The 25,022-nt window shown below is 65.0% G+C and carries 18 protein-coding genes; 13 read left to right on the plus strand and 5 right to left on the minus strand.

Features of this window, described 5'->3' with window-relative positions:
- Positions 1 to 16: 16 nt before the first annotated feature.
- Positions 17 to 1,108 (minus strand): PrpF domain-containing protein, encoded by a 1,092-nt coding sequence (locus tag AC6JAM_RS09950; protein WP_497934570.1) that lies wholly within the window; start codon positions 1,106 to 1,108, stop codon positions 17 to 19.
- A 321-nt stretch (positions 1,109 to 1,429) separates the two neighbouring features.
- Here AC6JAM_RS09950 and AC6JAM_RS09955 point away from each other — a divergent pair, with 321 nt between their 5' ends.
- The 5 genes from AC6JAM_RS09955 to AC6JAM_RS09975 all read left to right on the plus strand — a co-directional run bounded on the left by AC6JAM_RS09955 (position 1,430) and on the right by AC6JAM_RS09975 (position 7,175).
- Complete coding sequence (locus AC6JAM_RS09955; protein ID WP_223992974.1) at positions 1,430 to 2,098, plus strand: GntR family transcriptional regulator; 669 nt, start codon at positions 1,430 to 1,432, stop codon at positions 2,096 to 2,098.
- Positions 2,099 to 2,218: 120 nt separating this feature from the next.
- On the plus strand, positions 2,219 to 3,682 hold the full coding sequence (gene tcuA, locus AC6JAM_RS09960; RefSeq protein WP_497934571.1) for an FAD-dependent tricarballylate dehydrogenase TcuA: 1,464 nt from the start codon (positions 2,219 to 2,221) through the stop codon (positions 3,680 to 3,682).
- A 40-nt stretch (positions 3,683 to 3,722) separates the two neighbouring features.
- Positions 3,723 to 4,358, plus strand: coding sequence for a GntR family transcriptional regulator (locus AC6JAM_RS09965; RefSeq protein ID WP_488315443.1), 636 nt, complete (start codon positions 3,723 to 3,725; stop codon positions 4,356 to 4,358).
- A 328-nt stretch (positions 4,359 to 4,686) separates the two neighbouring features.
- The gene (locus AC6JAM_RS09970) at positions 4,687 to 5,598 is read left to right on the plus strand and encodes an intradiol ring-cleavage dioxygenase (protein WP_497934572.1); all 912 of its coding nucleotides are present in this window, start codon (positions 4,687 to 4,689) and stop codon (positions 5,596 to 5,598) included.
- 275 nt (positions 5,599 to 5,873) lie between these two features.
- Positions 5,874 to 7,175 carry a polysaccharide deacetylase family protein gene (locus AC6JAM_RS09975; RefSeq protein ID WP_497934573.1) on the plus strand — a complete coding sequence of 434 codons (1,302 nt, stop codon included), beginning with the start codon at positions 5,874 to 5,876 and terminating at the stop codon, positions 7,173 to 7,175.
- A 344-nt stretch (positions 7,176 to 7,519) separates the two neighbouring features.
- Here the strand turns inward: AC6JAM_RS09975 and AC6JAM_RS09980 are convergent, their stop codons facing one another.
- Positions 7,520 to 8,623, minus strand: coding sequence for a LacI family DNA-binding transcriptional regulator (locus tag AC6JAM_RS09980; protein WP_223995313.1), 1,104 nt, complete (start codon positions 8,621 to 8,623; stop codon positions 7,520 to 7,522).
- Positions 8,624 to 8,790: 167 nt separating this feature from the next.
- Between AC6JAM_RS09980 and AC6JAM_RS09985 the strand changes: the two genes are divergently transcribed.
- The 6 genes from AC6JAM_RS09985 (at position 8,791) to AC6JAM_RS10010 (ending at position 14,972) form a co-directional block, all read left to right on the plus strand.
- Positions 8,791 to 10,143: an NAD(P)H-dependent oxidoreductase gene (locus AC6JAM_RS09985; RefSeq protein ID WP_018769920.1), complete on the plus strand. Its 1,353-nt coding sequence runs from the start codon at positions 8,791 to 8,793 to the stop codon at positions 10,141 to 10,143.
- Between the two features lie 40 nt (positions 10,144 to 10,183).
- Positions 10,184 to 11,215, plus strand: coding sequence for a DctP family TRAP transporter solute-binding subunit (locus AC6JAM_RS09990; RefSeq protein ID WP_497934574.1), 1,032 nt, complete (start codon positions 10,184 to 10,186; stop codon positions 11,213 to 11,215).
- Between the two features lie 96 nt (positions 11,216 to 11,311).
- Positions 11,312 to 13,231: a TRAP transporter large permease gene (locus AC6JAM_RS09995; RefSeq protein WP_018769922.1), complete on the plus strand. Its 1,920-nt coding sequence runs from the start codon at positions 11,312 to 11,314 to the stop codon at positions 13,229 to 13,231.
- A gap of 3 nt (positions 13,232 to 13,234) precedes the next feature.
- Complete coding sequence (locus AC6JAM_RS10000; RefSeq protein ID WP_497934575.1) at positions 13,235 to 14,158, plus strand: NAD(P)-dependent oxidoreductase; 924 nt, start codon at positions 13,235 to 13,237, stop codon at positions 14,156 to 14,158.
- The gene (locus AC6JAM_RS10005) at positions 14,155 to 14,466 is read left to right on the plus strand and encodes a putative quinol monooxygenase (RefSeq protein ID WP_497934576.1); all 312 of its coding nucleotides are present in this window, start codon (positions 14,155 to 14,157) and stop codon (positions 14,464 to 14,466) included. Before AC6JAM_RS10000 ends, AC6JAM_RS10005 begins: the two co-directional genes overlap by 4 nt.
- Positions 14,466 to 14,972, plus strand: a complete 507-nt coding sequence (locus AC6JAM_RS10010; RefSeq protein ID WP_497934577.1) for a gluconokinase — start codon at positions 14,466 to 14,468, stop codon at positions 14,970 to 14,972. Before AC6JAM_RS10005 ends, AC6JAM_RS10010 begins: the two co-directional genes overlap by 1 nt.
- An 85-nt stretch (positions 14,973 to 15,057) precedes the next feature.
- Here the strand turns inward: AC6JAM_RS10010 and AC6JAM_RS10015 are convergent, their stop codons facing one another.
- A complete protein-coding gene (locus AC6JAM_RS10015; protein WP_497934579.1) occupies positions 15,058 to 16,032 on the minus strand; it encodes an alpha/beta fold hydrolase in 975 nt (324 codons plus the stop codon).
- 143 nt (positions 16,033 to 16,175) lie between these two features.
- Between AC6JAM_RS10015 and AC6JAM_RS10020 the strand changes: the two genes are divergently transcribed.
- Complete coding sequence (locus tag AC6JAM_RS10020; RefSeq protein ID WP_497934580.1) at positions 16,176 to 17,225, plus strand: LLM class flavin-dependent oxidoreductase; 1,050 nt, start codon at positions 16,176 to 16,178, stop codon at positions 17,223 to 17,225.
- A 260-nt stretch (positions 17,226 to 17,485) separates the two neighbouring features.
- Here AC6JAM_RS10020 and AC6JAM_RS10025 read toward each other — a convergent pair whose 3' ends face one another.
- Positions 17,486 to 19,024 (minus strand): ATP-dependent nuclease, encoded by a 1,539-nt coding sequence (locus AC6JAM_RS10025; protein ID WP_497934581.1) that lies wholly within the window; start codon positions 19,022 to 19,024, stop codon positions 17,486 to 17,488.
- Between the two features lie 486 nt (positions 19,025 to 19,510).
- On the opposite strand from AC6JAM_RS10025, the gene metH reads away from it, so the two are divergent.
- Positions 19,511 to 23,155 carry a methionine synthase gene (gene metH, locus AC6JAM_RS10030; RefSeq protein ID WP_497934582.1) on the plus strand — a complete coding sequence of 1,215 codons (3,645 nt, stop codon included), beginning with the start codon at positions 19,511 to 19,513 and terminating at the stop codon, positions 23,153 to 23,155.
- Between the two features lie 29 nt (positions 23,156 to 23,184).
- On the opposite strand, the gene AC6JAM_RS10035 is transcribed toward metH, so the two are convergent.
- Positions 23,185 to 24,804 carry an ABC-F family ATP-binding cassette domain-containing protein gene (locus tag AC6JAM_RS10035; protein WP_497934583.1) on the minus strand — a complete coding sequence of 540 codons (1,620 nt, stop codon included), beginning with the start codon at positions 24,802 to 24,804 and terminating at the stop codon, positions 23,185 to 23,187.
- Positions 24,805 to 25,022: the final 218 nt, after the last annotated feature.

Below are 25,022 nucleotides of genomic sequence, written 5' to 3' on the forward strand. Positions count from 1 at the left end.
TCCTGTAGGGGTTTCTTCAGTCACTTGGCACCAGGATGGTGCTTTCGCTGATGACGCGGGCCGAGCGTTGAAAGGAGACTTCAGCGGGATCGGCTGCATCCAATGCCAGCGCCGTCTTGCCTTTCAGTAAGTGGATAAAGAGTCCGGCCTCCGCCGCCGGAACCACGTTGCGCTGCACCACGCTGCCTGCGGTCCCCGAAGCAGCCGCGACGGCGACCGCGCTGGTGAGGCCGATGGCGGGGTGCAACGCGCTCATCGAGATCATCCGGACCGAAACGCCGGTTGCGCCTGCGGGCGGAGGCCCCACGACGCCAACCTTCGGAATGGAGCTGAGGTTCTGCGGCAGCCCCATCCGGCGTGCGGCCGCAGCGCGCAACTGCGGAGCGATCCGGACCAGTGCCTCCAAGGCTTCCTCGCTGGCGGTTGCGTCCAGCCCCAGGTCCTGTGCGGCAAAGAGTGCAGCCGGGGCGCCCGCGTCGATCAGTGTCGCCTGGTACCGCTTCCCGTCGACCTCGATGTCATCCGTGGGGTTGCCTGTGGGGAACTGTGCACCGTAGCTGGACCAGGAGGACTTCTGGAAGATGACGTCGATGGGGACGCCGGGGTAGTGCTGGCCGTCGAGGCGCCGCCCGCCGTAGGCCGGTACCTGCGCCCCCGGTGTGGGGATCTCGCAAACGAGGCGCAGCCCGGTCACGGTGTTCAGGATGGGGACCCGGGTGACTTCCCCGGTGGGAGCGACCAGCCCGGCATGGAGCGCGTAGAGGCCCAGCGCTGTTGCGCAGTTGCCGCAGTTGCTGGCCCACTCGACTGCCGGCTTGTCGATGGCCACCTGGGCGAACCGGTAGCGGACCGTTCCGTCCCGGTCGGTGCCGGCCACGGTGATCGCCTTGCTGGTGGTCGACGAGGCGCCGCCTACTCCGTCGATCTGGCGGAGATCCGGCGAACCGAAGGTGCGGATGAGGAGACGGTCCGTCTCCAGGGCGTCAGCCGGAAGGTCCTCGTCCCGGAATATCCAGCACTTGCTGGTGCCGCCACGGACGAGGGTGGCCGGCACCGGGGTGACCGGGAGGGTGCCGGCGTGCGGCTCTTCCCTGAATAGAAGCGTCATTGGTTCTCCTGAAAAACCCCGGGCTACCGTGTGCAGTTGCCGGGTAAATGTTGAAAGCGGGGCCAACCGGAATCCGGGTTTCGGCCTGCTGTATGGCGTTGGTCACAAACGGTATACCGTTCATATGACTTAAGCAACAGTCTTCAAAAGATGAATACAGGAAGGGCATTATGGGTGCCTGGCGCTTTTCGGGAGAGTGTGCGGAATATCGGCACGGTGTTCACAGCCCGCCGGAACGGTATGCAGTGCGCTAGAATTGCGGCTAAAGGTATGGCGCCGGCGCGTCCTGCCGCTTGTTTGCATGAAGACCGGAGGCCGCCCGTGGCGTCGCAACCAGAGACAAGCCCCTACCTGATGATCAGGAACGCCATCATCTCGCAGGAGCTGCCTCCCCGTGCCCAGCTCGTTGAAAGCGCCCTGGCCAAGAAGTACAACGTCTCCCGGACGCCCATCAGGGAAGCCTTGCGGCGCCTCGAAACCGAGGGGCTCGTGGAGCGCTACGGTTCACGCATGCAGGTGCGGGAGTACCGCCCGGAGGAGATGCTGGACCTCTATGAGGTGCGGACCTTCCTGGAGGAGGCGGCCGCAAAAACTGCGGCTCTCCGGCACACGGACATGGACCTGATGCTGATCGACCGCGCGCACCAGGCCATGGTCACCCTTGATTTCGATGCTGCCACTCCGGCTGAACTGGCCGCCGCCAACCGCACCTTCCATGAGCGCATCTGGGCCGCCAGCCACAGCGCCGCCCTCCTTGACCTGCTCGACCGGATCCTGGTCCACTTCATCCGCTACCCCGGCACCACGCTCTCCACCAAGGAGCGCTGGGACCGCGTGCTGAAGGAGCACGAGGAGCTGCTGGTTGCCATCCGCGCACGGAACGCGGAGGAGGCCGGCCGCATCGCCAGCGCCCACATGGACGAAGCAAAGAACATCCGCATCCAGATGTACATCGACGCCCAGGAAATCAGCCACCCGCGCCTGGGGTAGCCACCACCTCCGGCACTCACCCTCTCCTGCCATGCCCCCAAGGCATGTGCCGCCACCCCATTGCATGCGACGGCATACTTATGTATACAATCGTGTACAGCGATGGAGCTGAGGAGATTGATGATGATCAAGAGCGACGTTTTGGTAGTGGGCGGCGGCAACGCCGGATTTGCGGCAGCACTTGCAGCCGCCGAGCGTGGACGCAAAGTTGTCCTGCTGGAAAAGGCGCGGAAAGCCGCCTCGGGAGGCAACAGCTTCTACACCGCCGGTGCCACGCGCATCTCCCACGACGGGCTCCAGGAGCTCATCGAATTCGTGGAACCGGATGAGCGGCACGCCGCCAGCGAAGTCCCCGCGTACACCGCTGCCGAATACCTTGCCGATCTGTCCAAGGTCGCTGAAGGGCGCAACGACCCCGAACTGTCCGCTGTCCTGGTCAACGAAAGCAACCCGACCTTGCGCTGGCTTCAGGGCATGGGACTCAAATACCGCCTGATGTATGAGCGCCAGGCGTACCGGACCCAGGACGGCGGGTATCTGTTCTGGGGCGGACTGCACGTGGGCAACGTGGGCGGCGGCAAGGGACTCATGGCCGACCACCGCGCCGCCGCGGAGCGCATGGGCGTGGAGGTCATCTACGACTGCGCAGCCACCGGCCTCATCCAGGAGGACGGCCGCGTGCGCGGCGTCCGGTACCGCACGTCAACCGGGGAAGGCGAGCTCCGGGCCGAGTCGGTCATCCTCGCCTCGGGAGGGTTCGAAGCCTCGCCTGAACTGCGCCGCCGGCACCTGGGGGAGGGCTGGCAGAACGCGAAGGTACGCGGCACGCCGGGCAACACGGGGGAGATGATCCTCGCTGCGCTGGACGCCGGGGCGGCCAGGGGCGGCGATTGGTCCACCTGCCACAGCGTGGCCTGGGACGCCTGGCACCCGGAGAACGAGAGCAACCTGGCGCTTACCAACCAGCTCACCCGCGGGGGGTACCCGCTGGGCATCGTGGTGAACAGCGACGGCAAGCGGTTCGTGGACGAGGGCGCCGACTACCGCAACTACACCTACGCGAAGTACGGCCGGGACATCCTTGCCCAGCCGGGCTCGGCCGCCTTCCAGATCTTTGACGCTTCTTCCCGCCCCATGCTGCGGGCCGAGGAGTACGACATGCCGGGCGTCTCGGTGGTCACCGCTCCAACCCTCGCCGAGCTGGCCCAAAAGGCCGGTATCAGCCCCGAGGGTTTGGAGGAGACGGTGCACAACTTCAATGCTTCGATCACCGGCAGCTCGCCCTTCGACCCCAACGTCAAGGACGGACGCCGGGCCGACACCCAGCCGCCGAAGAGCAACTGGGCCCGCAGCATCGCCACCGGCCCGTTCTACGCTTTCCCGGTGACCTGCGGCATCACCTTCACCTTCGGTGGCCTCAAGACGGACACCTGGGGCCGCGTGCTCACCGAAGACGCGGAGCCGCTCGAAGGGCTGTATGCCTGCGGGGAAGCGCTGGGCGGACTGTTCAGCGGAAACTACCCCGGCGGCTCCGGGCTTGCGGCGGGCGCCGTCTTCGGCCGCCGGGCCGGCTCCATCGCCTAAGCAACCCAGCAGCCCCACCAGCAACGGAAAAGAGGAAAAAGTGGCCAGTCCCATCCATCAGCGGCTCCGCGAGGACGTTCTCGCGAGCGTCTTTGCCCCTGACGAGCCGCTCACGGAGGCCAAGCTCACCGAGCGCTACGGGGCTTCCCGGACGCCCGTGCGGGAGGCGCTGCAGCGGCTGGAGCAGGACGGGCTGGTGGAACGGCGCGGCAAGGCGGTGGTGGTCCGCACGCATTCGGCCGAGGAGATCATCGACATCTACGAGTCGAGGATCATCCTGGAGCAGGCCGCGGCTGCCAAGGCCGCCGTCAAGGCAACCGCCCTGGACCGCCAGCTGCTCGCGGGGCTGCTGACGCAGATGCAGCAGCTGGACCCCAGCGACGGCCGGGCGCTCGCCGAAACCAACCGCGCCTTCCACGCCCAGCTGTGGCACGCCACCCACAGCCCGTCGCTGATCGGACTGCTGGAACGCCTTGACCAGCAGGTGCGCCGGTACACCCTCACCACCCTGACCTACCCGGGAAGGTGGCCGGTGGTGCTGGCGGACTACGCCGAGCTGCTGGACGCCATCGGGGAAGGCGACTCCGAGCGCGCGGGTGAGATCGCCGCCCGCCACATGTCCGACGCCTTGAACATCAGGCTGAAGATGTACGCCGACGATCCCAGGACGCTCTAGGCCGCCGGCGACCGCGGGCGGCCGCACCAGACCCGCCGGCAGATGTTCCTGCATACTCCATCGCAACAGGAAACCCGAAAGTCGGGCGCAGGGCGTCAGCCGGTGCAAAGAGGCGGGGCAGGCTCCAATGGGCCTGCCCCGCCTCGCTTTTCCGGCGCCTTATGCGCCGGGCCGGCTTCGCTGGAACGGACGACGACGGCGCCGGGCGAGTGCCGCCGTCGTACTATCTGCGGGGCTGGTTTCGTGCGGGGAAGCGCGCGTCCGGACGCACAGGAACGGCACAGCAGCAACCGGCCCACGGCATAGCCCCGTGCGGTTTCCTTGCATCATGACCACTTCACGCACACCCCGCCAGCCCGACCTTGACCAGCCGCACCCCGACCACGACCGGGGGCTGGAGTTCGACTTGAACACCCTGGTAAGCCGCAGGTCCCTGGGACTGTTCCTGGGCGCAGGCGGTGCTGTGGCCGCGCTCGCCGCCTGCACGCCGGCCGGAACCTCTGGCTCTGTCTCCCCGGCATCAAGCACGGCGGCGGCCGCCACATCCTCCGCGTCTGCCACGACCACTGACTCCGCCGTCACTCCGACGCTGACCCGGGCCATTGCCGAGTGCGGCGTGGAAATCCCGCAGGAGACCGCAGGCCCCTATCCGGGGGATGGCTCCAACGGGCCGAATGTCCTGGAGGCATCCGGGGTGGTGCGGAAGGACATCACGTCGAGCTTCGGGACTGCCTCCGCAAAGGCGGAGGGCGTTCCGCTGACCTTCATCCTGACCCTCCTGGACAACGCCAAGGGCTGCACCCCGATGGCCGGTGCCGCGGTGTACGCCTGGCACTGCGACCGGGACGGAAAATACTCGATGTACGACTCGAGCCTGAAGAACGAGAACTACCTGCGCGGCGTGCAGGAAGCCGACGCCAACGGGCAGGTCACGTTCACGTCGATCTTCCCGGCCGCCTACTCCGGGCGCTGGCCGCACATCCACTTCGAAGTGTTTGAGTCCATGAACAATGCCACCGCCGCCGGGCAGGTATTGGCCGTCTCCCAGATCGCGCTGCCGCAGGCGGCCTGCGACGACGTGTACGCCACCCCCGGGTACGAGCGCAGCGTCGCGAACATGACCCGCACAACGCTCAAGTCGGACAACGTGTTCGGGAACGACGGCGGCATCTACCAGCTGGCAACGATGACCGGTTCCGCCGCTGCCGGCTACACAGCGGGACTCAACGTGACAATCTAGGCTGCCGCAGCTCCCCGGTTCCAGGCAACTGCCTCCGGTTTCGTCATGTGGGCCTGGTAGTAAGGGACAATCGAGAGGTCAACACCTGAGGAGCGTGCGGATCGATGGGGCTGGGTATGGGGCGCACCCGCGGGAGCGTGGCTGTTGCCTGCCTGCGTTTGTTAGTTGCCTCGCTCTGCGCAGCGGCGGTGTTGGCCAGCGGTGCTGGCAGTGCGGTGGCCCCTTCCCTGCTGCAGCCCCATGACCGGGTTTCCAGCCAGCCGCGGGTGGTGCCGATGCCACCGCCATTGTCGGACGTGCTGGATCAGCCGGCCGCTGTCCCGGGTGGCTACCCGATGGCCTTGACGGCCCAGGTGGGAAACCACCACGTCCACGCGTCCTGGACCTACGTTGACGGGCTGCCCGCCTTCAACGCCCAGATTGACTCGTGGCTGCTGGGACTCCTGGATGCGGCGGCTCCGGCGGGTGGCCGCTACCGGCCCGCGATGGCACTGAATGCCGGCCAGCACCAGGGCCGGGAAATGGTCATTTCGGCCAAACCCGTCCAAGCCAAGGGCAATGAGCTTGTGGTCCGTCAAAGAGTGTCGGACACCGGGCCGGAGGGAGTCAGCGCGATGGCGTCCGCCACCGTTTATGTCGACCTGGCCTCCGGCGCGGTCCGGAGCGGAACCGACCTGCTGAGGCCTGAGTCCATCCCCGCCATCCAGGCACGCGCGACGGGCATCCCTGCCGACATCGCCGCCCGCGCCCCTCAAGGAATCCCGACCGACCTTGTCCTCAGTCCGGAAGGCGAACTAACCGTCTCCGCAGGGCAGCCCGGCATGCCCGGCCGGGAGGTGACGGCCACGATGAATGCCGCAGACACGGCGGCTGCCCTCAGCGATTACGGCCGCCAAGTGCTGGGGCAGCTGAACGCCGCCGCAGCACCGCGCCCGGCAAGCGCCCCGGCCCACAGGCACGTGAACTGCGATATTGTCCCCTGCGCTGCACTGACCTACGACGACGGGCCCGACCCCCGCACCACGCCCCAGTTACTGGACATCCTGAAGGCCAACGACGCGCAGGCCACGTTCTTCATGACCGGGTCCAACACCACCGCCAACCCGGCCACCGCCAGGCAGGTTGCCGAGACCGGGTACGCAATCGGCAACCACACCTTCAGCCACCCCTACCTGACCAAGCTGTCACCGCCCGCGATCAGGAAAGAGATGGACCGGACGGATGCCGCGATCCTGGCCGCCACGGGTTCCACGCCGGCCCTGATGCGTCCGCCGTACGGCGCGGCCGATGCAGCGGTCCAGGCGGCAGTGGGCAAACCATTGATGATCTGGGCAGTGGACTCGCTGGACTGGCAGAGCAAGAATCCGGCGGCCTTCGTGCCCAAGGTGCTGAAGGAGATCACGCCCGGCGCGATGGTGCTCATGCATGACGTCCAGCCCTCGACAATATCCGGGCAGCAGGAACTGATTGCGGGCCTGCAGGGGCAGGGCTACAAGCTGGTGTCCGTCCCCCAGCTCTTCGAGGGGATTCCGCTGCTGCCCGGGCACGTTTACCGGTCCCGGCCGCCGCGGCCGTAGGGCTGCGGCGGCCGGGCTGGCTGCTCAAGCCGGCTTTTGCCGCGAACCACCGGTGGGCGATGGCGCGCGGTCAGGAGGCGCTGGCCCTGGAACTGCGCCGACGCCGGCCAGGCGCCGACCCAGCCAAAATCCCGCCGCCCACTGGGCCCACGTTCGCACGCCTGTCCCGCTGGTGGCGGAAGGCGACACAGGCCTGACGTACCGGGCTGCCTTTGCTGGAAGGTTCGACGACGGCAGCGGGTGATTTCCGCCGTCGACCATTGCTGCGGGTGCTTTTCTCCGGGGCCATCAGCCTGCAGCTGACGGTACGGGGGAGTCCTTCCAGGGCTGGACCCTGCAGGCCTTTAGCGCGCGACCGGGGCGGTAACGGGCGCGCAGCTGTTGCGCGGCAGGTAGTCCGCTTTGACTTCGATGCGGCGGGCACCCTCCGGGAGCTTCCCCTGCATCCGTCCGAGCACCAGCTCGATGGCGTGAACGGCGAGCATGTCGAGCGGCTGGCGGATGACGCTCAGCGGGGGAGAGGTGAGCTCAGTCCAGGGATTGTCGTCAAAGACAATGAGCGAAAGCTGATCGGGGATGTCAGTGCCCATCTGGACGAGCCTGCGGACTGAACTTTGCACCTGTGCCGTGTTGGCAACGATGAGTGCTGTTGGCGGCTGGCGCATCGCAAGCAGCGATCCTACGGCGTCCCCGCCCGCGTCCCCGCGAAAAGGTACGTCACGTATCAGCGTGGGGTCTACTGGCAGGGAGGCGTTCCGGTGTGCAGCCCTGTAGCCGTTCAACCTCGCACTCCCGGTGGAGGTGGTTAGCGGGCCCGTGATCAGCCCGATCCGGGTATGGCCCAGGCTGATGAGATGCTCGGTTGAGCGTTGTCCCGAGTCAAAGTTTTCGATGCTGACAACATCGACATCTTCGAGTTCTTCGATGGCACGGTCGATGAAGACGACATTGACGCCGAGGTCGCGCAGGCGCCTCCATTTTTCGATGTTGCCCCCGGTGGGAGTGGCAATGACGCCACTGACCGACCGGTCCAGCAACGTATCCAGGGAGTCCGCCTCCAGGTGCGGATCCTCCTGCGTGGTCATCAACACCACCTGCACGCCATGGCTGCGCGCCTCCCAGACGATCCTGTCCGCCAGGCGGGCGAAGAACGGGTTGGACAGATCGGTGACCACCAGGCCGATGGTGAGTGCATGCCCGGCGCTGAGTTCACGCGCTGCCGCCCTGGGCCGGTAACCCAGTTCATCGATGACCCTCAAGACCTCTTGCCTCTTTGCGGGTGCGACCGGTCCCGACTCCGGGTTCAGTACCCGTGAGACCACAGAGACGGATACTCCTGCAGCAGACGCTACGTCGCGAATGGTAGGCGCTTTGCGCACCGCTCCTCCTTGAGACACAAGACCTTCGTGGTTATGACCTACGCGATTTCTTTCAGCCGTTTGCTTCATGACGCCGGGCTGGAAGGTGATCGTTGACACAGCTTATCAGCAGCTGGTACAAAAGTGGAACCGGTTCCACTCCGGACGGTTTTCCCATAAAAAGCGACAAAGAAGTTGTGCCATCCGGCGAGCCGGAGGTGCTTTTCTTTGGCCAAGCACCCCCTAGAGAGATTCCCGTGAACCTTCATAAACTCCTCAGCGAGCGTGAGCAGCAGTCCCGTCCCATCCGCGTTGGACTGATCGGCGCCGGCCGCTACGGGACCATGTACCTGGCGCAGGCCAACAACATCCCCGGCATCCACGTTGTTGCCATTGCCGACATCAACGTCAAGCGGGCGCAGGGGGCCTTCGAGCTGGTGGACTGGCCTGCCTCCCAGGTAGCTCCCGATATCGCTACGGCGCTGAAGGACCGCTCCACCGCCATCGTCGCCAACGCTGACGAACTGTTCGACGTGGACATCGACGTCATTGTCGAAGCCACCGGTAACCCGATCGTCGGCATCAAGCACGCCCTGAAGGCAATCGAAACCAAGAAGCACATCATCATGGTGACCGTCGAAGCTGATGCCCTTGCCGGCCCTGCGCTGGCCAAGCGGGCCGAGGAAGCAGGCGTGGTCTACTCCATGGCCTACGGGGACCAGCCGGCCCTCATCATGGAACTCGTCGACTGGGCCCGCACCAGCGGCTTTGATGTGGTTTGCGCCGGCAAGGGCGCAAAATACCTGGAGCACTACCACGAGATGAACCCGGACAACGTCTGGGAGAACTGGGAGTTCTCCAAGGAATTGACCGACTCCGGCCAGCTCAACCCCTACATGCACACCTCGTTCCGCGACGGCACCAAGGCCGCCATCGAAATGGCGGCGGTGGCCAACGGCGCGGGGCTGGCCCCCTCCGATTCCGGCCTGAGCTTCACACCGGGCAACGTTGAAGAGATCGCCACCATCTGCCGCCCGGCCGCCGTCGGCGGTTCCCTCGCCCACGAAGGAAGCGTTGACGTCATGTCCAGCGTCAACCGCGACGGCAGCTGGATCAGCCACAACACCCAGGAGGGCGTCTTCGTCGTCGTCAAGGCAACCAACAATTACGTTTCCGGCTGCTTCAACGAATACCCCTGGCACCCGGACCCCACCGGCCAGTACGCCGCCCTGTACCGCCCCTACCACTACGTAGGCCTCGAACTGAACATGTCCATCGCCAACGCAGCCCTCCGCGGCATCCCCACCGGCGGGCCCGTCGGCTTCTATGGCGATGTGGTCGCTACCGCCAAGAAAGACCTCAAGGCCGGTGAATTCCTCGACGGCGAAGGCGGCTTCACGGTGTGGGGCAAGCTGGTTTCCGCCAAGCACTCGGTCTCCACCGGCGCCCTCCCCGTCGCCCTGGCCCACCACGTGGAGCTGCGTAACGATGTGCCCAAGGGAGCGATCGTTGGTTGGGACGATGTCATCATTGATGACTCCCTGTCCCAAGCGCTGGAACTCCGCCGCGAAACCGAAGCGCTGATTTCCGCCCCCGTCACCGTCTCCTGAACCAGTACCACCGCATCCTTCCAATGAAGAAAGGCATCGAATGAACCTCAAGACCCGCGCCATCACCGGGGTACTGGCAACCAGCCTGGCCGCCGCCCTGCTGTCCGGCTGTGCAGGCGGAACCCCCGCCGGCCAAAGCGCCCCGGTGGCCAAGATCCAGCTCTCCATCCCCGATCCCCTGACGTCCTCCGTCGGCGTCACCGCCCAGCACTTCGCCGACCAGGTCAAGAAGACCTCCAACGGTTCCGTCCAGGTCACCGTGGTACCCAACGGCACGAGCTTCAGCGGGGACCAGAATGCCGCCGTGACCCGGCTGCAGGGCGGATCACTCGACGGACTCATCCTGTCCACCTCCGTCTACGCCTCGGTGGTGCCGGAAATGAACGGCATCAGCATCCCCTACCTCTTCTCGGACACCAAGGAAGAGGCAAAGTTCCTGGCTGGAGAACCTGGAAAGGTCCTGAAGGACAAGCTGGCGGCAAAGGACACCGTGGCACTCGCCTTCCTGACCCGGACCGGCCGCGAGATCACCAACTCAGTGCGCCCGATTGAACAGCCTTCCGACCTGAAGGGGCTGAAGATCCGGGTGCCGGGCAACACCCTGTGGACCGACTTCTTCGGCAAGCTGGGCGCAAGCCCCACCACCATGGCCTTCTCGGAAGTCTTTACCGGCCTGCAGACCGGAACGATCGACGGCCAGGAAAACCCGATTGAGGTCCCTTGGACGAACAAGTTCTCCGAGGTGCAGAAATACGTCTCAATGACCAACCACATCAACGACGCCTGGGTGCTGGCACTGTCATCGAAGAAGTGGGATTCCCTCACGGATGACCAGAAGAAGGCACTCACCGCCGCTTCAGAGGAAACGGCAACCTTCAAAACCGGTTATGACGAGGAACAGTCCAAGAAGCAGCTGGATGAACTGGCAGCCAAGGGCATGAAGGCCAACGAGCTCAGCGCGTCCGGGCTCGCCGAATTCAAGGCCACCTCCCAAAGCCTCTACCCGGAGTTCTCCAAGCTCATCGGCAAGGAATTCTTCGACCAGGCCATCGCCTTCGCCGGCAAGAAGTAGCAAGGACGGGTGGGAGCCCACAAGGCGGCTCCCACCCGTGCCAACACCCCACTCCCCACACACATCCCGCTATCAATGTCGACAGTCTGGAAAACCATGAAACCCACCGTTGCTCCCCAGGACTACGAGGAAGTCCTTCCCCTCGAAGCGGAGGAAATCCTTCACCACGACCACGTGCCAGACCGCTGGAGCGGCGCAGCTTGGCTCGACAAGACGCTCGAAGGGATTGTGGGAGCGGCGATTCTCGCGGAACTCGTGGTCATCCTCCTGAACATCACCGTCCGCCTCATTACCGGTGATTCGGTGCTCTGGACACAGGAAGTGTCCGAGATTGCCCTGCTGACCATTGCCTTCATCGGCGGCGCCATCGCCTACCCGAAAGGCGCACACATGTCCGTCCAGGCGCTCATCATGCGCCTGCCCGCAACCTGGAAGCCGTACCTCGCCGCGCTGGTCGACTGGCTCGTCTTTGTCATGAGCGCCGGCGCGCTCGCCCTGTTCGTGCCCACCCTCGTCCAGCAGGTCGAGGAAAAGACACCGATCCTTCAACTCCCCGTGTTCTGGGTCAACCTGCCCTTCTCGGTGGGCATGGTCCTCATCGCCTGGTTTGCCCTGGTCAAACTTCGGCGCCAGGCCTGGCGACCCGCCGTCGTCGGTGCCGGAATCGCAGCCGCCCTCGTCGCCGTCGTCCTGATCTCCCCGCCGCTGTTCTACTACGCCTCACCGAACGTCCTGCTCGTGGTGGTCCTCGTGGCCCTGTTCGGCCTGCTGTTCCTGGGACTGCCCATTGCGTTTGTCCTGGCCCTCGCCTCCGGCATCTACCTGTACCTCGGCGGCATTTCCGACGTAAGCGCCATCCCCATCGGCATGGCATCCGGAGCCAAGGGATTCGTCCTGCTGGCCATCCCGTTCTTCATCCTGGCCGGCACGGTCATGAACTCGGCCGGCCTTACCCTGCCGCTGGCCAAGCTCGTCGATGCGCTGATCGGGCATCTCCGCGGCGGCCTGCTGCAGGTGGTGGTGGTGACGATGTACATCTTCTCCGGTATCTCCGGCTCCAAGGTCGCCGATGTCGCAGCAGTGGGCACCACCATGCGCGGCATGCTCGAAGAGCGTAAGTACCCGCGTGGAGAAGTGGTCGCCGTGCTGTCGGCGTCGGCCATTATGGGCGAAACCATCCCGCCCAGCATCGTCCTGCTCATCCTGGGCTCCATCACCACCATCTCAACCACCACCCTGTTCCTTGCAGGCTTCGTGCCGGCAGCCTTCCTCGCCCTAGTGGTCATGGCACTGGTGTTCCTGAGGGCGCGCAAGCAGGGAGGCGTGCCAAGCGCCAAGGCCACGTGGCGGGCCCGGGGCTCCGCCACTTTCTTCGCCCTGCCGACGCTCCTGCTGCCCGTAGGCATGGTGGTGGGAATCCTCAGCGGATTCGCCACCCCCACGGAAGTTTCCTCGGTCGCCGTCGCCTACGCCTTCGTGCTCGCGGCAGCCTACCGCCGCGGCAGCAGGCGCCTTCTGGGCGACACCTTGCGTGAAACAACCACGACGGCGGGCATGGTGCTGTTCATCATCGCCGCGGCGTCGCCCCTGGCGCAGACTCTCGCCCTGGCCGGCGTCTCACAGCAGATCCACGACCTGATGTCCGGGCTGGGCGATTCCCCCATCCTGTTCATGCTCTTCACGGTGGTGCTGCTGATCATCATGGGCCAGCTCCTCGAAGGCCTCCCAGCGGTGCTCATCTTCGCGCCCCTGCTGCTGCCGATCGCCACCGACTTCGGCGTCAACCCCGTGCAGTACGCCATGGTCCTCATCATCTCCATGGGCATCGGATCCTTCGCCCCGCCGGCAGGGGTTGGCTTCTACGTCGCCTGCGCCACCGCCCGCGAAACCGTGGAAAACAGCCTCAAACACTTCTGGCCCTACCTGGTGGCGGTGTTCGTCGGCCTCCTCGTCCTCGCCGCCGTGCCCTGGTTCAGCACCTTCCTTCCCGCCCTCGCCGGCCTGATCCCCTTCTAACCCATGACAGAAACCAGACGTCCCTCAGCGCTCGATCCCGGTGTCTCCGTCTCGCTGCTCGGCACCGGCCCCATGGGAGCCCCCATCGCCCGGAACATTATCAACGCCGGGGTACCCCTGACGCTCTGGAACCGCACGCTCCAGAAAGCCGAAGCCATTGAAGGGGGGACAGTAGCGCTCCGGCCGGCGGAGGCCGCGGCGGATGTTGTCCTCACCGTTCTGCCGGACCTGCCCCAGGTCGAAGCACTCCTGGCGGGCGAGGACGGCCTGCTCGCGGGGTGGGCGCGGGCAGGCGTGGCTGAACCTGTCCTGGTCATCCACGGCACCGTGTCCCCCACCGCCGTCGCCGCCTTCGCAGCCCACTGCAAGTCCCGTTACGGGGTGGTGGTCATCGACGCACCGCTCAGCGGCGGGACCATCGGAGCGGAGCAGGGGCGGCTGAGCATCATGACCGGCGGCCCCCGGAGTTCGGTCGAGTGGCTGACGCCGCTTTTCAAGCTCTACGGCTCCACGGTCATGTGGTTCGGGGAGGCCGGCGCCGGGGCCATCGTGAAAGCCTGCAACCAGATCGTGGTGGCCGCCACGGTCACCGCCCTGTCGGAATCCATGGCGCTGGCGAAGGCATCCGGCCTCGACCTGGACCAGGTCCAGGCCATCCTCAAAGGCGGGCTGGCCAACTCCGAAGTCCTCCGGCAAAAAGGCGGCCGCTGGATCTCTGGGGACTTCCACGGCGGCGGTTCGGCCAAAAACCAACTCAAAGACCTGCGCTTTGTCACGGAGGCGGCCGCGGATGCCGGACTCGCACTGCCCGTCGCCAACACCCTGACCTCGGCATTCCAGGCAATGGTCACCGAGGGGCTTGGGGACCTTGACCACACAGGCATTTATCTGAGCATCACCAGCAATCGAGTAAAGGAACCATCATGACCATCGTCGTCACTGCAGTCTTCACGCCCAACGACGGCGCCCGCGACCAGGTTGCCGCGGCCCTCAAGCCCGCCATCGCCGAGGTCCACGAGGAAACCGGATGCCTCCTGTACGCCATCCACGATGCGCCGAACGGCCAGATCGTCATGATTGAGAAATGGGAGAGCGCCGAGCTGCTCGACGCCCACGGAGTGGGGGACGCCGTCAAGCGGCTCAACGCATCCCTCGAAGGACTCCTGGCCGAACCCGTCGAGGTCACCCGCCTGACGCCCATTCCCGCCGGCACCGCACACCAGGGCGCCCTGTAATGCCCCAGAGCATCGTGGTGATGGGGGTCTCCGGTGCAGGGAAATCCTCCGTGGGCCAGGCGCTCGCCACCCGGCTCGGCGCCAGCTTCATCGATGGCGACACCCTGCATCCGGAAGCAAACGTCAAGAAAATGGCTTCGGGCGTTCCCCTCACGGATGAGGACCGCTGGCCGTGGCTGCACCTGGTGGGTACCCAGCTGTCCGCCAACACCGAAAAACCAACCATTGTTGCCTGCTCAGCTCTGAAACGAAGCTACCGGGACGCCATCCGGACGGCCGCGCCTGCCACCACGTTCATCCTGCTGAAAGCCGACAGGCCGGCACTGCAGGACCGCCTCACCCAACGCCCCGGACACTTCATGCCGGCCTCGCTGCTCACGTCCCAGCTGGAAACCCTGGAGGAGCTGCAGACCGACGAATCCGGCCTGATGGTCGAGTCAACAGGGGGCATCGACCCAACCGTCGAACGCATCCGACGGCTGCTGGAGCAATCAGCAGCGGACTGAGCCTCCCCTTGCTGGAAGGTACGACGACGGCGGCGGGTGAGTGCCGCCGTCGAACCTTCCAGCGGGGTGCTTTTCTCGGGGACCGTCAGCCTGCAGCTGACGGTTTGGGGGAGTCCTGCCGCTGGGTGACACGCTGGATGAACTCGACCGTCTCGCGCTCTGTCTCTGCGCGGGTGGTGGGTTCGTTGTGCACCTCATGCCGGACGCCGGGGAAGACGCGGGTGCGGACGTCCGCGTGGCCTGAATCGGCAAGGCGGTTTGCCACGTGGTATGCGCCTTCGCCGTAGTTGGTCACGGGGTCCTGGTCGCCGGCGAGGATCAGCACGGGGAGGTCCGCGGGGAGCTGTTTGTACCAGTCGTCCGAGGTGACCTGGTCGTAGAGGTCCACGAAGCCCTGCAGGAACCGTGCGCTCAGGGGTGCGCCGAAGTTGTTGAAGGGGTCCCTCCCGTGGTCGGTGACGACGTCGGCGTCCAGCGCCACCCAGGCGGTGGGGCCGGCGTCTTCTCCCAGGCGGCCCAGGAAACCGTCGAACAACTGGCCCACCAGTTCCTCAGGCGCGGGCTCCGCGGCGCGCTCGCCGGAGGCAAGCCGTGCCAATTCCGGCCGGTTGATGCTTTTCTCGATGCCACGCATTTGGGCGGCGATTCCGCAGAGGATCAGGCCGGAAAGCTGCGCACCTGGATTGACGGCCATGCCGCGGGCGATCATGGAGCCCCAGCTGTGGCCGAACACCACGTAGGGGAGTTGGGGGAGCGCCTCTTTGGCCTTGGCCTGGAGGGTGACCTCGTCGGCAACCACCACGCTGGCGGCGTCCTCGCCGGCGTCGCCCCACGTGCCCTGCTGCATCGCGGTGCGCCCGTGCCCGGAATGGTCGCCTGCCACCACGATGAATCCCGCGTCCACGAGGGTGGAGATGAGGTGGAGGTAGCGGCGGGAGTGCTCGCCGAGCCCGTGGATCAACTGCACGATCGCCTTGGACTGCCCGATGGGTTCGTAGACCCAGGCCTGGATGGTGTCACGGCCGTTGGCGGACGTGAATTCGATTTCCTGCAGTGACATGTATTCCTCCCCTTGCCTGCGCCGTCGCTGGCTCGTGGTGAGCCTAACCACAAGGCCGTCATGTGCGTCAATGCTTGCTGGTTCATTTAACGGGCTTCCGCCTAGTCTGAAACCAGCCCCGTCCGCCGCTTTGAAGGAAGCCGATGCCGCACCCCAACCGTCCCCTGCGCAAGCTGGGCTTTCTGACCATTGGTTTGTTCGATCCGGCAAACCCGGCTGCGGGCCACGAGTCCACGTTGCAGATCATTGAGCTTGGCGAGCGGCTGGGGTTCGACAGCGCCTGGCTGCGTCACCGGCACCTGCAGTTCGGGATTTCTTCCCCTGTTGCCGTGATGGCGGCGGCCAGCCAACGGACCTCGCACATTGAGCTTGGCACTGCCGTGACGCCGCTGGGCTGGGAAAACCCGCTGCGCCTGGCCGAGGACCTGGCCACCGTGGACCTGCTGGCAGGTGGACGCATCAACCCAGGCGTAAGCGTGGGGGAGCCGATGCAGTACGACACGGTGAAGCACGAGCTGTACCCGGACACGGCGGATGTGGAGGACTTCAGCTACGCCCGGGTGGAGCGGTTTGCGCGCTTGGTTGCCGGGGAACCGGTGCGGGAGTCTTCCGGTAAGCAGGGTGTGGTGGAGGAGTTCTCCAACCGGGTGGAGCCGCATTCGCCCGGCCTGCGGGACCGGCTTTGGTATGGGGCCGGGAGTACGAAATCCGCGGTGTGGGCGGGGTCCAACGGCTTCAACCTGCTGTCCAGCAGCGTAATCTTTCCGGACAAGGACCAGGAACCGGACTTCGCTTTGGTCCAGCAGTCGCAGATCCGGGCCTTCCGGGAGGCTGCTTTGGCCTCGGGGCATGCTCAGGCGCGGGTTTCGCAGGGGCTGGTGGTGATCCCTACTGATTCGGCGTCGGCCGCCCAGCGGGAGAAGTACCAGCGGTATGTTGACGAACGCACTCCGCGCACGGCTTCTCCGCAGGGGCCGCGGGGAATGATGTTCGCCGCTGATCTGATCGGCAACAGCGAGGAGATCGCTGAACAGCTGTACGCGCATGCAGGGTTCCAGGAAGTGGATGAGGTGGCCTTCGCACTCCCCTTCAGCTTCGACCACGAGGACTACGTCCAGATTTTGACGGACATGGCGGGGAAGCTGGGGCCGGCTTTGGGGTGGGGGCCGGGAAACGCCAAAGTGCTTTTGTAGAACTACCTGAACACTTCCGCTACAGAACAACCAAGAGCCGTATGAGGCGAGCTTTCCGCGCCCCGTCTAAATAACGGGCTCATGTAGTCTGCCATGCCGTTCAATGACCCCCGACGCCGACCCCATCTTGGTGATGGAAGCCGATCGCATGGTGGATTAGGACATTCAAGCATCGGTCCTGGCCGCTGGGCGCCCGAAGTAGGATTGCTGAAACCGGCTGCTCAAACTGGACAGCTGTTGGTCGAGCGGCGAGGAGTTGTTCAGCTGGCAACTTCTTCCTCGCAAATTCGGACACCCGGCATCATATGAGCGACGGGTTCAAAGAGTTGCCGAACCTCCTCTGGATGGCTTTCGGCCCAGAGTGAGAGGAAAGTCCGTTCCACCGTCAAGCCGGCTGTGAAGTCCAAATCCTCACCAATCTGCTCGAAAACAGTATGGCTATCGTGGTTTGTGGTCATCCGATTCTTGACGACAGTTTTGACGCGCTCTTGGTAGGACGAGGGAAGGCCCAGGCCGACGGCGAGCTTGGCAGCAAGAGAATCCAACTTCCCGAAGACAGCCTGAGCAACGTGTGCTTCTGGATCACCATCACCAGGAAAAGCAATTACTGCCTTCTGAGGGTCAACAAGGTCTCGCATATCACCATCTAGAATGGCCACTGCGTCAAACTTAATGGACGGATTCTCATTATGTGATTTCGCGAGCTTGGCGGCGTTGCCGTGCCCACCAACGCCATGGATTGCTACGCCAATAAGATCTGCTCCGGCGTCGCGGTGGTACTGCCGCAGCGCGGCCAGTGCCATCTCTTCGCCAAAGCGGTCTTCAACAAAGATTGCTAGTGACGCTTTGACTTCTCCGGTTAACGTTCGTAGAGCGGCCACATCGAGCTTCCCCTGGGACAGGGTGCCATTATTGCAAGCCCAAACGGCATCATCGGGAAGCGGAGCAAGGGCATCATTTGAGTGAGTTGTGAAAATGATTTGGCACGATTTCCGCTGCGCAACAGCTATTAGGTACTCAACCAGCCTTCGCGTTGCAACGGGGTGGAGCCCATTTTCAATCTCCTCAATCAAGATCAGAGATTCGTCGGGGCTCTTTTCTACATCGGCAACAATCCGTATCACGGACGCTTCGCCAGCGCCGAAGTGAAACTCCGAATAGGCTTCGCCTTGGTCCGTTCGCGCGGCATAGAGTTTCTTATCGCCTTTACGAGAGGCATCCACCTGCAAGTATCTTTCGGCTTCCTTACCCAGGATTCGCTCTACAGCGGTCTTCGTTCCATCAGTAAGGACAGCTTCGCTATACCCTTTGAACGAGCCGCCGATGAACGGGTACAGATCCCGTCGTTCTGCCGCAGGAATTGTTCGAGTGACACCAAAGACCAAGACTGGACGTTTAATCGCAGTTCTATTCCATTTGGATTTCAAATAACTCGCAGTGCGACTCACCGTTGTATTACTGGTTTTGCTTTTGGCATCCTTCTCGAGTAGCTCATATTCGACCTTCCAGTCGACCATGCTGGCATCATACTCGCCACTTTTGGCGAAGAAACGACGAGGAGGTATGGCCTCGCATATGAGGCCGACGGCACCTAGAACAGTTGTCTTCCCGCCGCCGTTAGGACCAACAAGCGCGGTTACTGGAAAGTCAAATCGGATATATGCATCTCGATATGCTCGCAGATTGACGAGATTCATGGCCAGCGTATAGCTGTTATAAGTACGCTTTGAGACTCGTTTGCTCAATTTTGATAGTTCTGAGTCCCGAACTTCGCTTTTCTCATGCATCCCCAAGGCCATATGTGTGATTCTATAGGAGTCGAGTTGGTTTGGAATCACGACACGACGTGGCAGTTAAAGCACAGGCATTCATCGAGCTCCGGACAGGTTGTTTAATCCGAAATGTGGCCTCTCAGCTACTCGTTGGCTGAGGCCTGTGGAACTCGGCCGGGCCCGTGCCCGTGCGAGTAGTCATTTCTGCGCTCGCTAGCTTCAGTCGTCAGCCAAGAAGAGGCCGAAAGACTACTTTGACCCGGGATGCTTCCCTCTGTCGACCTTGCACCCCGGACGGCCCCGCCTTACTCACAATCAAAGACTCGTGCCTCTGCTAACACTGCCTGTCCGCTGACGATGATGGGGCCGCCCGTTCAAACAAAGGCGTAACGACAAAGCACCGCCGCCGGCAACAGCGACGTTGCAACGCTGCGTTCGACTAAGTCCGCTCTCCCCGCCGTAGCATCCAGACACACAGCGCAACGTTGGCGCCCCCACACGTAACCTGATTAAATGCCTCGTTTCGCACTGGACATCGAGTCCGTTCCCCGCCCCGCCCGTTCCCAGGAGCTCCTGGACGCCGTGAACCACCGCGTGGTCATCGCCGACGGCGCCATGGGCACGATGCTCCAGGGCCGGGACCTGCAGCTCGAAACCGACTTCCAGAACCTCGAGGGCTGCAACGAGATCCTCAACGACACCCGCCCGGACGTCATCGCGGACATCCACGACGCCTACTTCGCCACCGGCATCGACGCCGTCGAGACCAACACCTTCGGCGCCAACTGGTCCAACCTGTCTGACTACGGCATCGACGACCGGATCGAGGAACTGGCAAGAAAAGGCGCACGCATCGCCCGGGAACGCGCGGAAGCGGCGGAAGAAACAGACGGCCGCATGCGCTGGGTCCTCGGCTCCATGGGCCCCGGCACCAAGCTCCCCAGCCTCGGCCACACCAGCTACGACTACCTCAAGCAGACCTTCGCCCTGCAGGCCGAGGGCCTCATCGACGGCGGCGCGGACGCGTTCCTCATCGAGACCAGCCAGGACCTCCTGCAGACCAAAGCCGCCGTCAACGGCTGCAAGCAGGCCATCGTCACCCGCGGCGTCCGGCTCCCCATCTTCGTTGAGGTGACGGTCGAAACCACCGGAACCATGCTCATGGGCTCCGAAATCGGCGCCGCCCTCACCGCCCTCGAACCGCTCGGCGTCGACGCCATCGGCCTGAACTGCGCCACCGGCCCCGACGAGATGAGCGAGCACCTCCGCCACCTCTCCAAGCAGTCCTCCGTCGCCATCGCCTGCATGCCCAACGCCGGCCTGCCCATCCTCGGCGCCAACGGCGCGCACTACCCGCTCACCCCCACCGAACTCGCCACCGCGCACGAGCAGTTCGTGCGCGAATTCGGCCTGGGCCTGGTGGGCGGCTGCTGCGGCACGACGCCGGAGCACATGGCCGCCGTCGTCGAACGCCTTGCCCCCTTCCGCGCCAAAGCCGTGGAGACCAAGGAAGACAACGCGCCGGCGAGAATCCCCGAAGAACGCGAGGCCGGCGTCGCCTCCCTCTACCAGCACGTCAACTTCGACCAGGAGTCCGCGTATCTGGCCATCGGCGAACGTACCAACGCGAACGGCTCCAAGGCCTTCCGCCAGGCCATGCTCGAGGAACGCTGGGACGACTGCGTGGATATCGCCCGCGAACAGATCCGCGTCGGCGCCCACCTGCTGGACGTCTGCGTCGACTACGTGGGCCGCGACGGCGTCGCGGACATCAAAGAGGTCGTCAGCCGCTTCGCCTCCGCCTCCACCCTTCCGCTGGTCATCGACTCCACCGAGCCGCCCGTCCTGCAGGCCGGCCTGGAACTTATCGGCGGCCGCCCCGTGGTCAACTCCGTCAACTACGAGGACGGCGACGGACCCAACAGCCGCTTCGCCCGCATCATGCCCCTGGTCAAGGAACACGGCACCGCCGTCATCGCCCTGACCATCAACGAAGAGGGCCAGGCCCGCACCACCGAAGGCAAGGTGGCCATCGCCTCCCGCCTCGTCGACTCCCTGGTGGGCGAGTGGGGAATGCGCGTCGAGGACATCATCGTCGACTGCCTCACCTTCCCCGTGGCCACCGGCCAGGAGGAAACCCGCCGCGACGGCATCGAAACCATCGAGGCCATCCGCCAGATCACCGCCAAATACCCCGGCATCAACACCACCCTCGGCGTCTCCAACGTCTCCTTCGGCCTGAACCCCGCCGCGCGCATCGTCCTGAACTCCGTGTTCCTGCACGAAGCCGTCCAGGCCGGCCTGACCAGCGGCATCATCGACGCCGCCAAGATCGTCCCGCTCGCCTCGCTCCCGGAAGAGCAGCGCAAGGTGGCCCTGGACCTGGTCTGGGACCGCCGCGAATACGACGCCGACGGCAACGTCACGTACGACCCCCTGGCCAGCATGCTGGACCTCTTCGCCGGCGTCGACACCGCAGCGCTCAAGGACCAGCGCGCCGCCGAACTCGCCGCGCTGCCCACCGGCGCGCGCCTGGAGCGGCGCATCATCGACGGCGAAGGCAAGGGCCTCGAAGAGGACCTGGACCTGGCCCGCAGCGAGGGCATGACCCCGCTGGGCATCATCAACGACCACCTGCTCGAGGGCATGAAGGTGGTGGGCGAGCGCTTCGGCGCCGGCGAGATGCAGCTGCCGTTCGTACTGCAGTCCGCCGAGGTGATGAAGAACGCCGTCGCCCTGCTCGAACCGCACATGGAGAAATCGGACTCCTCCGGCAAGGGCACCATGGTGATCGCCACCGTCCGCGGTGACGTGCACGACATCGGCAAGAACCTGGTGGACATCATCCTCACCAACAACGGCTACAAGGTCATCAACATCGGCATCAAGCAGGGCATCGCCGAGATCATCGCCGCAGCCGAGCAGCACAACGCCGACGTGATCGGCATGTCCGGCCTGCTGGTGAAGTCCACCGTGGTGATGAAGGAAAACCTCGCCGAGCTGCAGTCCCGCGGCCTGGCCAAGAAATGGCCGGTCATCCTGGGCGGCGCAGCCCTCACCCGCGCCTACGTGGAGCAGGACCTGGCGGAGCAGTTCGACGGCGTGGTCCGCTACGCCAAGGACGCCTTCGAAGGACTGTCCCTCATGGAGCCGCTGGTGCGCGTGGCCCGCGGTGAATCACCGGACGACGTCGGGCTGCCGCCTTTGAAGAAGCGCATCCACAAGGGCGGGGCGAAGTTCACAATCACCGAGCCCGAAGCCATGCCCGGCCGGTCCGACGTCGCCACCGACAACCCAGTCCCCGTGCCGCCGTTCTGGGGCACCCGCATTGTCCGCGGCGTCTCGCTCCACGAGTACGCCGCGTTCCTCGACGAGCGCGCCACCTTCATGGGGCAGTGGGGCCTCAAGCCCGGTCGCGGCGAGGACGGCGCCTCCTACGAGGAACTCGTGGAACGCGAGGGCCGCCCGCGCCTGCGCTACTGGCTGGACCGCATCCTGGGCGAGGGCATGCTGGACGCGTCCGTCGCCTACGGCTACTTCCCCGTGGTCTCCGAAGGGGAGCAGGTAGTGGTGCTTCACCACGGCGAGGATCCCGACGGCGTCCTGGGCACCGCGGGCCTGCTCGCCCCGGACGGTGGTTCAGGCGGTCCCATCGGCACCGACCGCCTGCGGTTCGACTTCCCGCGCCAGCGCCGCGACCGGCACCTGTGCCTGGCCGACTTCGTGAAGTCCCGCGAATCGGGACAGATCGACGTGCTGCCCGTACAGCTGGTCACCGCCGGCTCCAAGATCGAGGAGTTCACGTCCAAGATGTTCGCGGCCAACCAGTACCGCGACTATTACGAGCTCAACGGCCTGGTCATGCAGCTCACCGAGGCGCTGGCCGAGTTCTGGCATGCCCGGATCCGGAAGGAGCTGGGCTTCGCGTCCGAGGAGCCCAAGGACACGGCAGGATACTTCAAGCTGGACTACCGCGGTGCCCGGTTCTCGCTGGGCTACCCCGCCTGCCCTGACATGGAGGACCGCCGCAAGGTCACCGAGCTGCTGAAGCCCGAGCGCATGGGCGTTGTGCTCAGCGATGAGTTGATGCTGCACCCCGAACAGTCCACCGACGCGTTCGTGTTCCACCACCCGGAGGCAAAGTACTTCAAGGTGTGAGGTCGGCGGCTGCCGGCCACGGCCTCCTGTCATTCCGCGCCAGGGAGCGAGGCCAGCTCGGTCAACGACCCGTCGCGTCCCATGCCGAGGATGAGGTCCAGGTCCAGCCGGTTCAGGAACGCGTCATCGTGGCTGACCACGATGACGGCGCCGCCGTAGGCCCCGAGCGACTCCACCAGCTGGTCAACGCTCCGGATGTCCAGGTTGTTGGTTGGCTCATCCAGGATCAGGACTTGAGGCGGCGGGTCGGCGAAAAGCAGCCGGGCCAGGGAAACCCTGAACCGCTCACCGCCTGAGAGTGTGTGCACCGGCCGGTTCACGCTGTCGCCGCGGAGGAGGAACCGGGCCAGCTGGTTGCGGATATCGCCCGCAGGCACGTCCGGCGCGGCGTCCTGCACGTTTTCGAGGGTTGTTGCCTCTTCCCGCAGCCCGTCGAGCCGTTGACGCAGGTAGCCGGCGCGGTCCGTCAGCAGGCTTCCACAGGCTTCGCCCTCGATGCACGGGACACCGCCCATCAAGCGTTCCAGGAGTGTGGTCTTGCCGGCCCCGTTGGGTCCGGTGATGGCCACCTTCTCCGGGCCTTGCACCACGAAGGAGCGGTTGGTGCCCCGCAGTTCCGCGATCCGCCGGCCGCGCGGAACGTCCGGGTCGGGAAGGTTCAGGGATATCCGCTCCTGGTCCCGCACCCTCGCTGCGGCGGCGTCCAGGGCCGCTTGCGCGGCCTGCACTTTGGCGTCCATGCCGGAACGCATTCGTCCGGCTGAGACCTGGGCATCAGAGGCCCGCTGGTTCATCAGGATCTTGGATCCCTTCTTATTGTCGTAGCTGTCCTGGCCCGTCCTGGCCCGTTGGGCGAGCTTCGATTCGGCCTCCTGCTTTTGCCGCTTTTCCTTCTTCACCAGTTGCTCAGCGGCACGGGTTGCCTGCGCGGCTGCGGCTTGCTGGCTGTCCAGGTACGCCTGCCACTCGCTGTAGGGGCCGCCGAACACCGTGAGCCCTCCCTCATACAGTTCGGCCGTGCTGTCCATGAGTTCCAGCAGTGCCAGGTCGTGGCTGACCACCACCAGGCTGCCCGGCCAGTCGGCCAGCATGCGTCCGAGCGCCGAGCGTGCCCGGCGGTCCAGGTTGTTCGTCGGTTCATCCAGCAAGGTGATGGGGGTGCGCCGGATCCGGAGCCCGGAGATGGCGGCCAGCATGGCTTCCCCGCCGGACAGTTCGCCCACGCGCCGGTCCAGCCCGACACCGGTCAGGCCGATCCCCTCCAGCGCCTCGTCCGCACGGGCCTCGATGTCCCAGTCGTCGCCCAACGCATCGAAGTGTTCCACGGCTGCGTCACCGGATTCGATAGCCCGCAGGGCACGGACTTTGTCCTTGATCCCGAGCAGCTCCATCAGGGTGGCATCGTTGTGCAGTGTCAGGGTCTGCGGAAGGTAGCCGGCGTCGGCTCCCGTGGTGATACTGCCGGCCGTCGGTGTGAGGGTTCCCGCCACGAGTCGCAGCAGCGTTGACTTCCCGGAGCCATTCGTTCCGACGAGCCCGGTTTTCCCGGGCCCGAAGCTGCCGGAGATCCCGGACAACGCCGGCGAGCCGTCCGGCCACCGGAAATGCACGTCCGTGAGGACGATGGATGGATTTTTTGTTGCAGGCATGGTGCTCCCAAGACAGGATGTTGGGCGGCTGGGCCGCGGTTCGCCAAGGTCAGGTCCGTAGGGCGCGGGTCCTAAGGCGGACGGGACGTGGCGGTGGGCGGCCACGGCGGCCCGGAGAATGGGCAGGCGTATGCTGCGGGGCAGGAAATCAGTGCAGGGGAAAGAAAGCCGTGGATCGGCATCGGGCTCCGGGTGGTTTCAGCGGGTGAAGCGCTGAA

It is taken from the genome of Arthrobacter sp. GmRoot5-12, from assembly GCF_059739365.1.

Coding starts and splice junctions, on each gene's coding strand:
- AC6JAM_RS09950 (WP_497934570.1), bottom strand. CDS start 1,108: ATGACGCTTCTATTCAGGGAAGAGCCGCACGCCGGCACCCTCCCGGTC.
- tcuA (WP_497934571.1), top strand. CDS start 2,219: ATGATGATCAAGAGCGACGTTTTGGTAGTGGGCGGCGGCAACGCCGGA.
- AC6JAM_RS09970 (WP_497934572.1), top strand. CDS start 4,687: ATGACCACTTCACGCACACCCCGCCAGCCCGACCTTGACCAGCCGCAC.
- AC6JAM_RS09975 (WP_497934573.1), top strand. CDS start 5,874: ATGCCACCGCCATTGTCGGACGTGCTGGATCAGCCGGCCGCTGTCCCG.
- AC6JAM_RS09980 (WP_223995313.1), bottom strand. CDS start 8,623: ATGAAGCAAACGGCTGAAAGAAATCGCGTAGGTCATAACCACGAAGGT.
- AC6JAM_RS09990 (WP_497934574.1), top strand. CDS start 10,184: ATGAACCTCAAGACCCGCGCCATCACCGGGGTACTGGCAACCAGCCTG.
- AC6JAM_RS09995 (WP_018769922.1), top strand. CDS start 11,312: ATGAAACCCACCGTTGCTCCCCAGGACTACGAGGAAGTCCTTCCCCTC.
- AC6JAM_RS10000 (WP_497934575.1), top strand. CDS start 13,235: ATGACAGAAACCAGACGTCCCTCAGCGCTCGATCCCGGTGTCTCCGTC.
- AC6JAM_RS10005 (WP_497934576.1), top strand. CDS start 14,155: ATGACCATCGTCGTCACTGCAGTCTTCACGCCCAACGACGGCGCCCGC.
- AC6JAM_RS10010 (WP_497934577.1), top strand. CDS start 14,466: ATGCCCCAGAGCATCGTGGTGATGGGGGTCTCCGGTGCAGGGAAATCC.
- AC6JAM_RS10015 (WP_497934579.1), bottom strand. CDS start 16,032: ATGTCACTGCAGGAAATCGAATTCACGTCCGCCAACGGCCGTGACACC.
- AC6JAM_RS10020 (WP_497934580.1), top strand. CDS start 16,176: ATGCCGCACCCCAACCGTCCCCTGCGCAAGCTGGGCTTTCTGACCATT.
- AC6JAM_RS10025 (WP_497934581.1), bottom strand. CDS start 19,024: ATGGCCTTGGGGATGCATGAGAAAAGCGAAGTTCGGGACTCAGAACTA.
- metH (WP_497934582.1), top strand. CDS start 19,511: ATGCCTCGTTTCGCACTGGACATCGAGTCCGTTCCCCGCCCCGCCCGT.
- AC6JAM_RS10035 (WP_497934583.1), bottom strand. CDS start 24,804: ATGCCTGCAACAAAAAATCCATCCATCGTCCTCACGGACGTGCATTTC.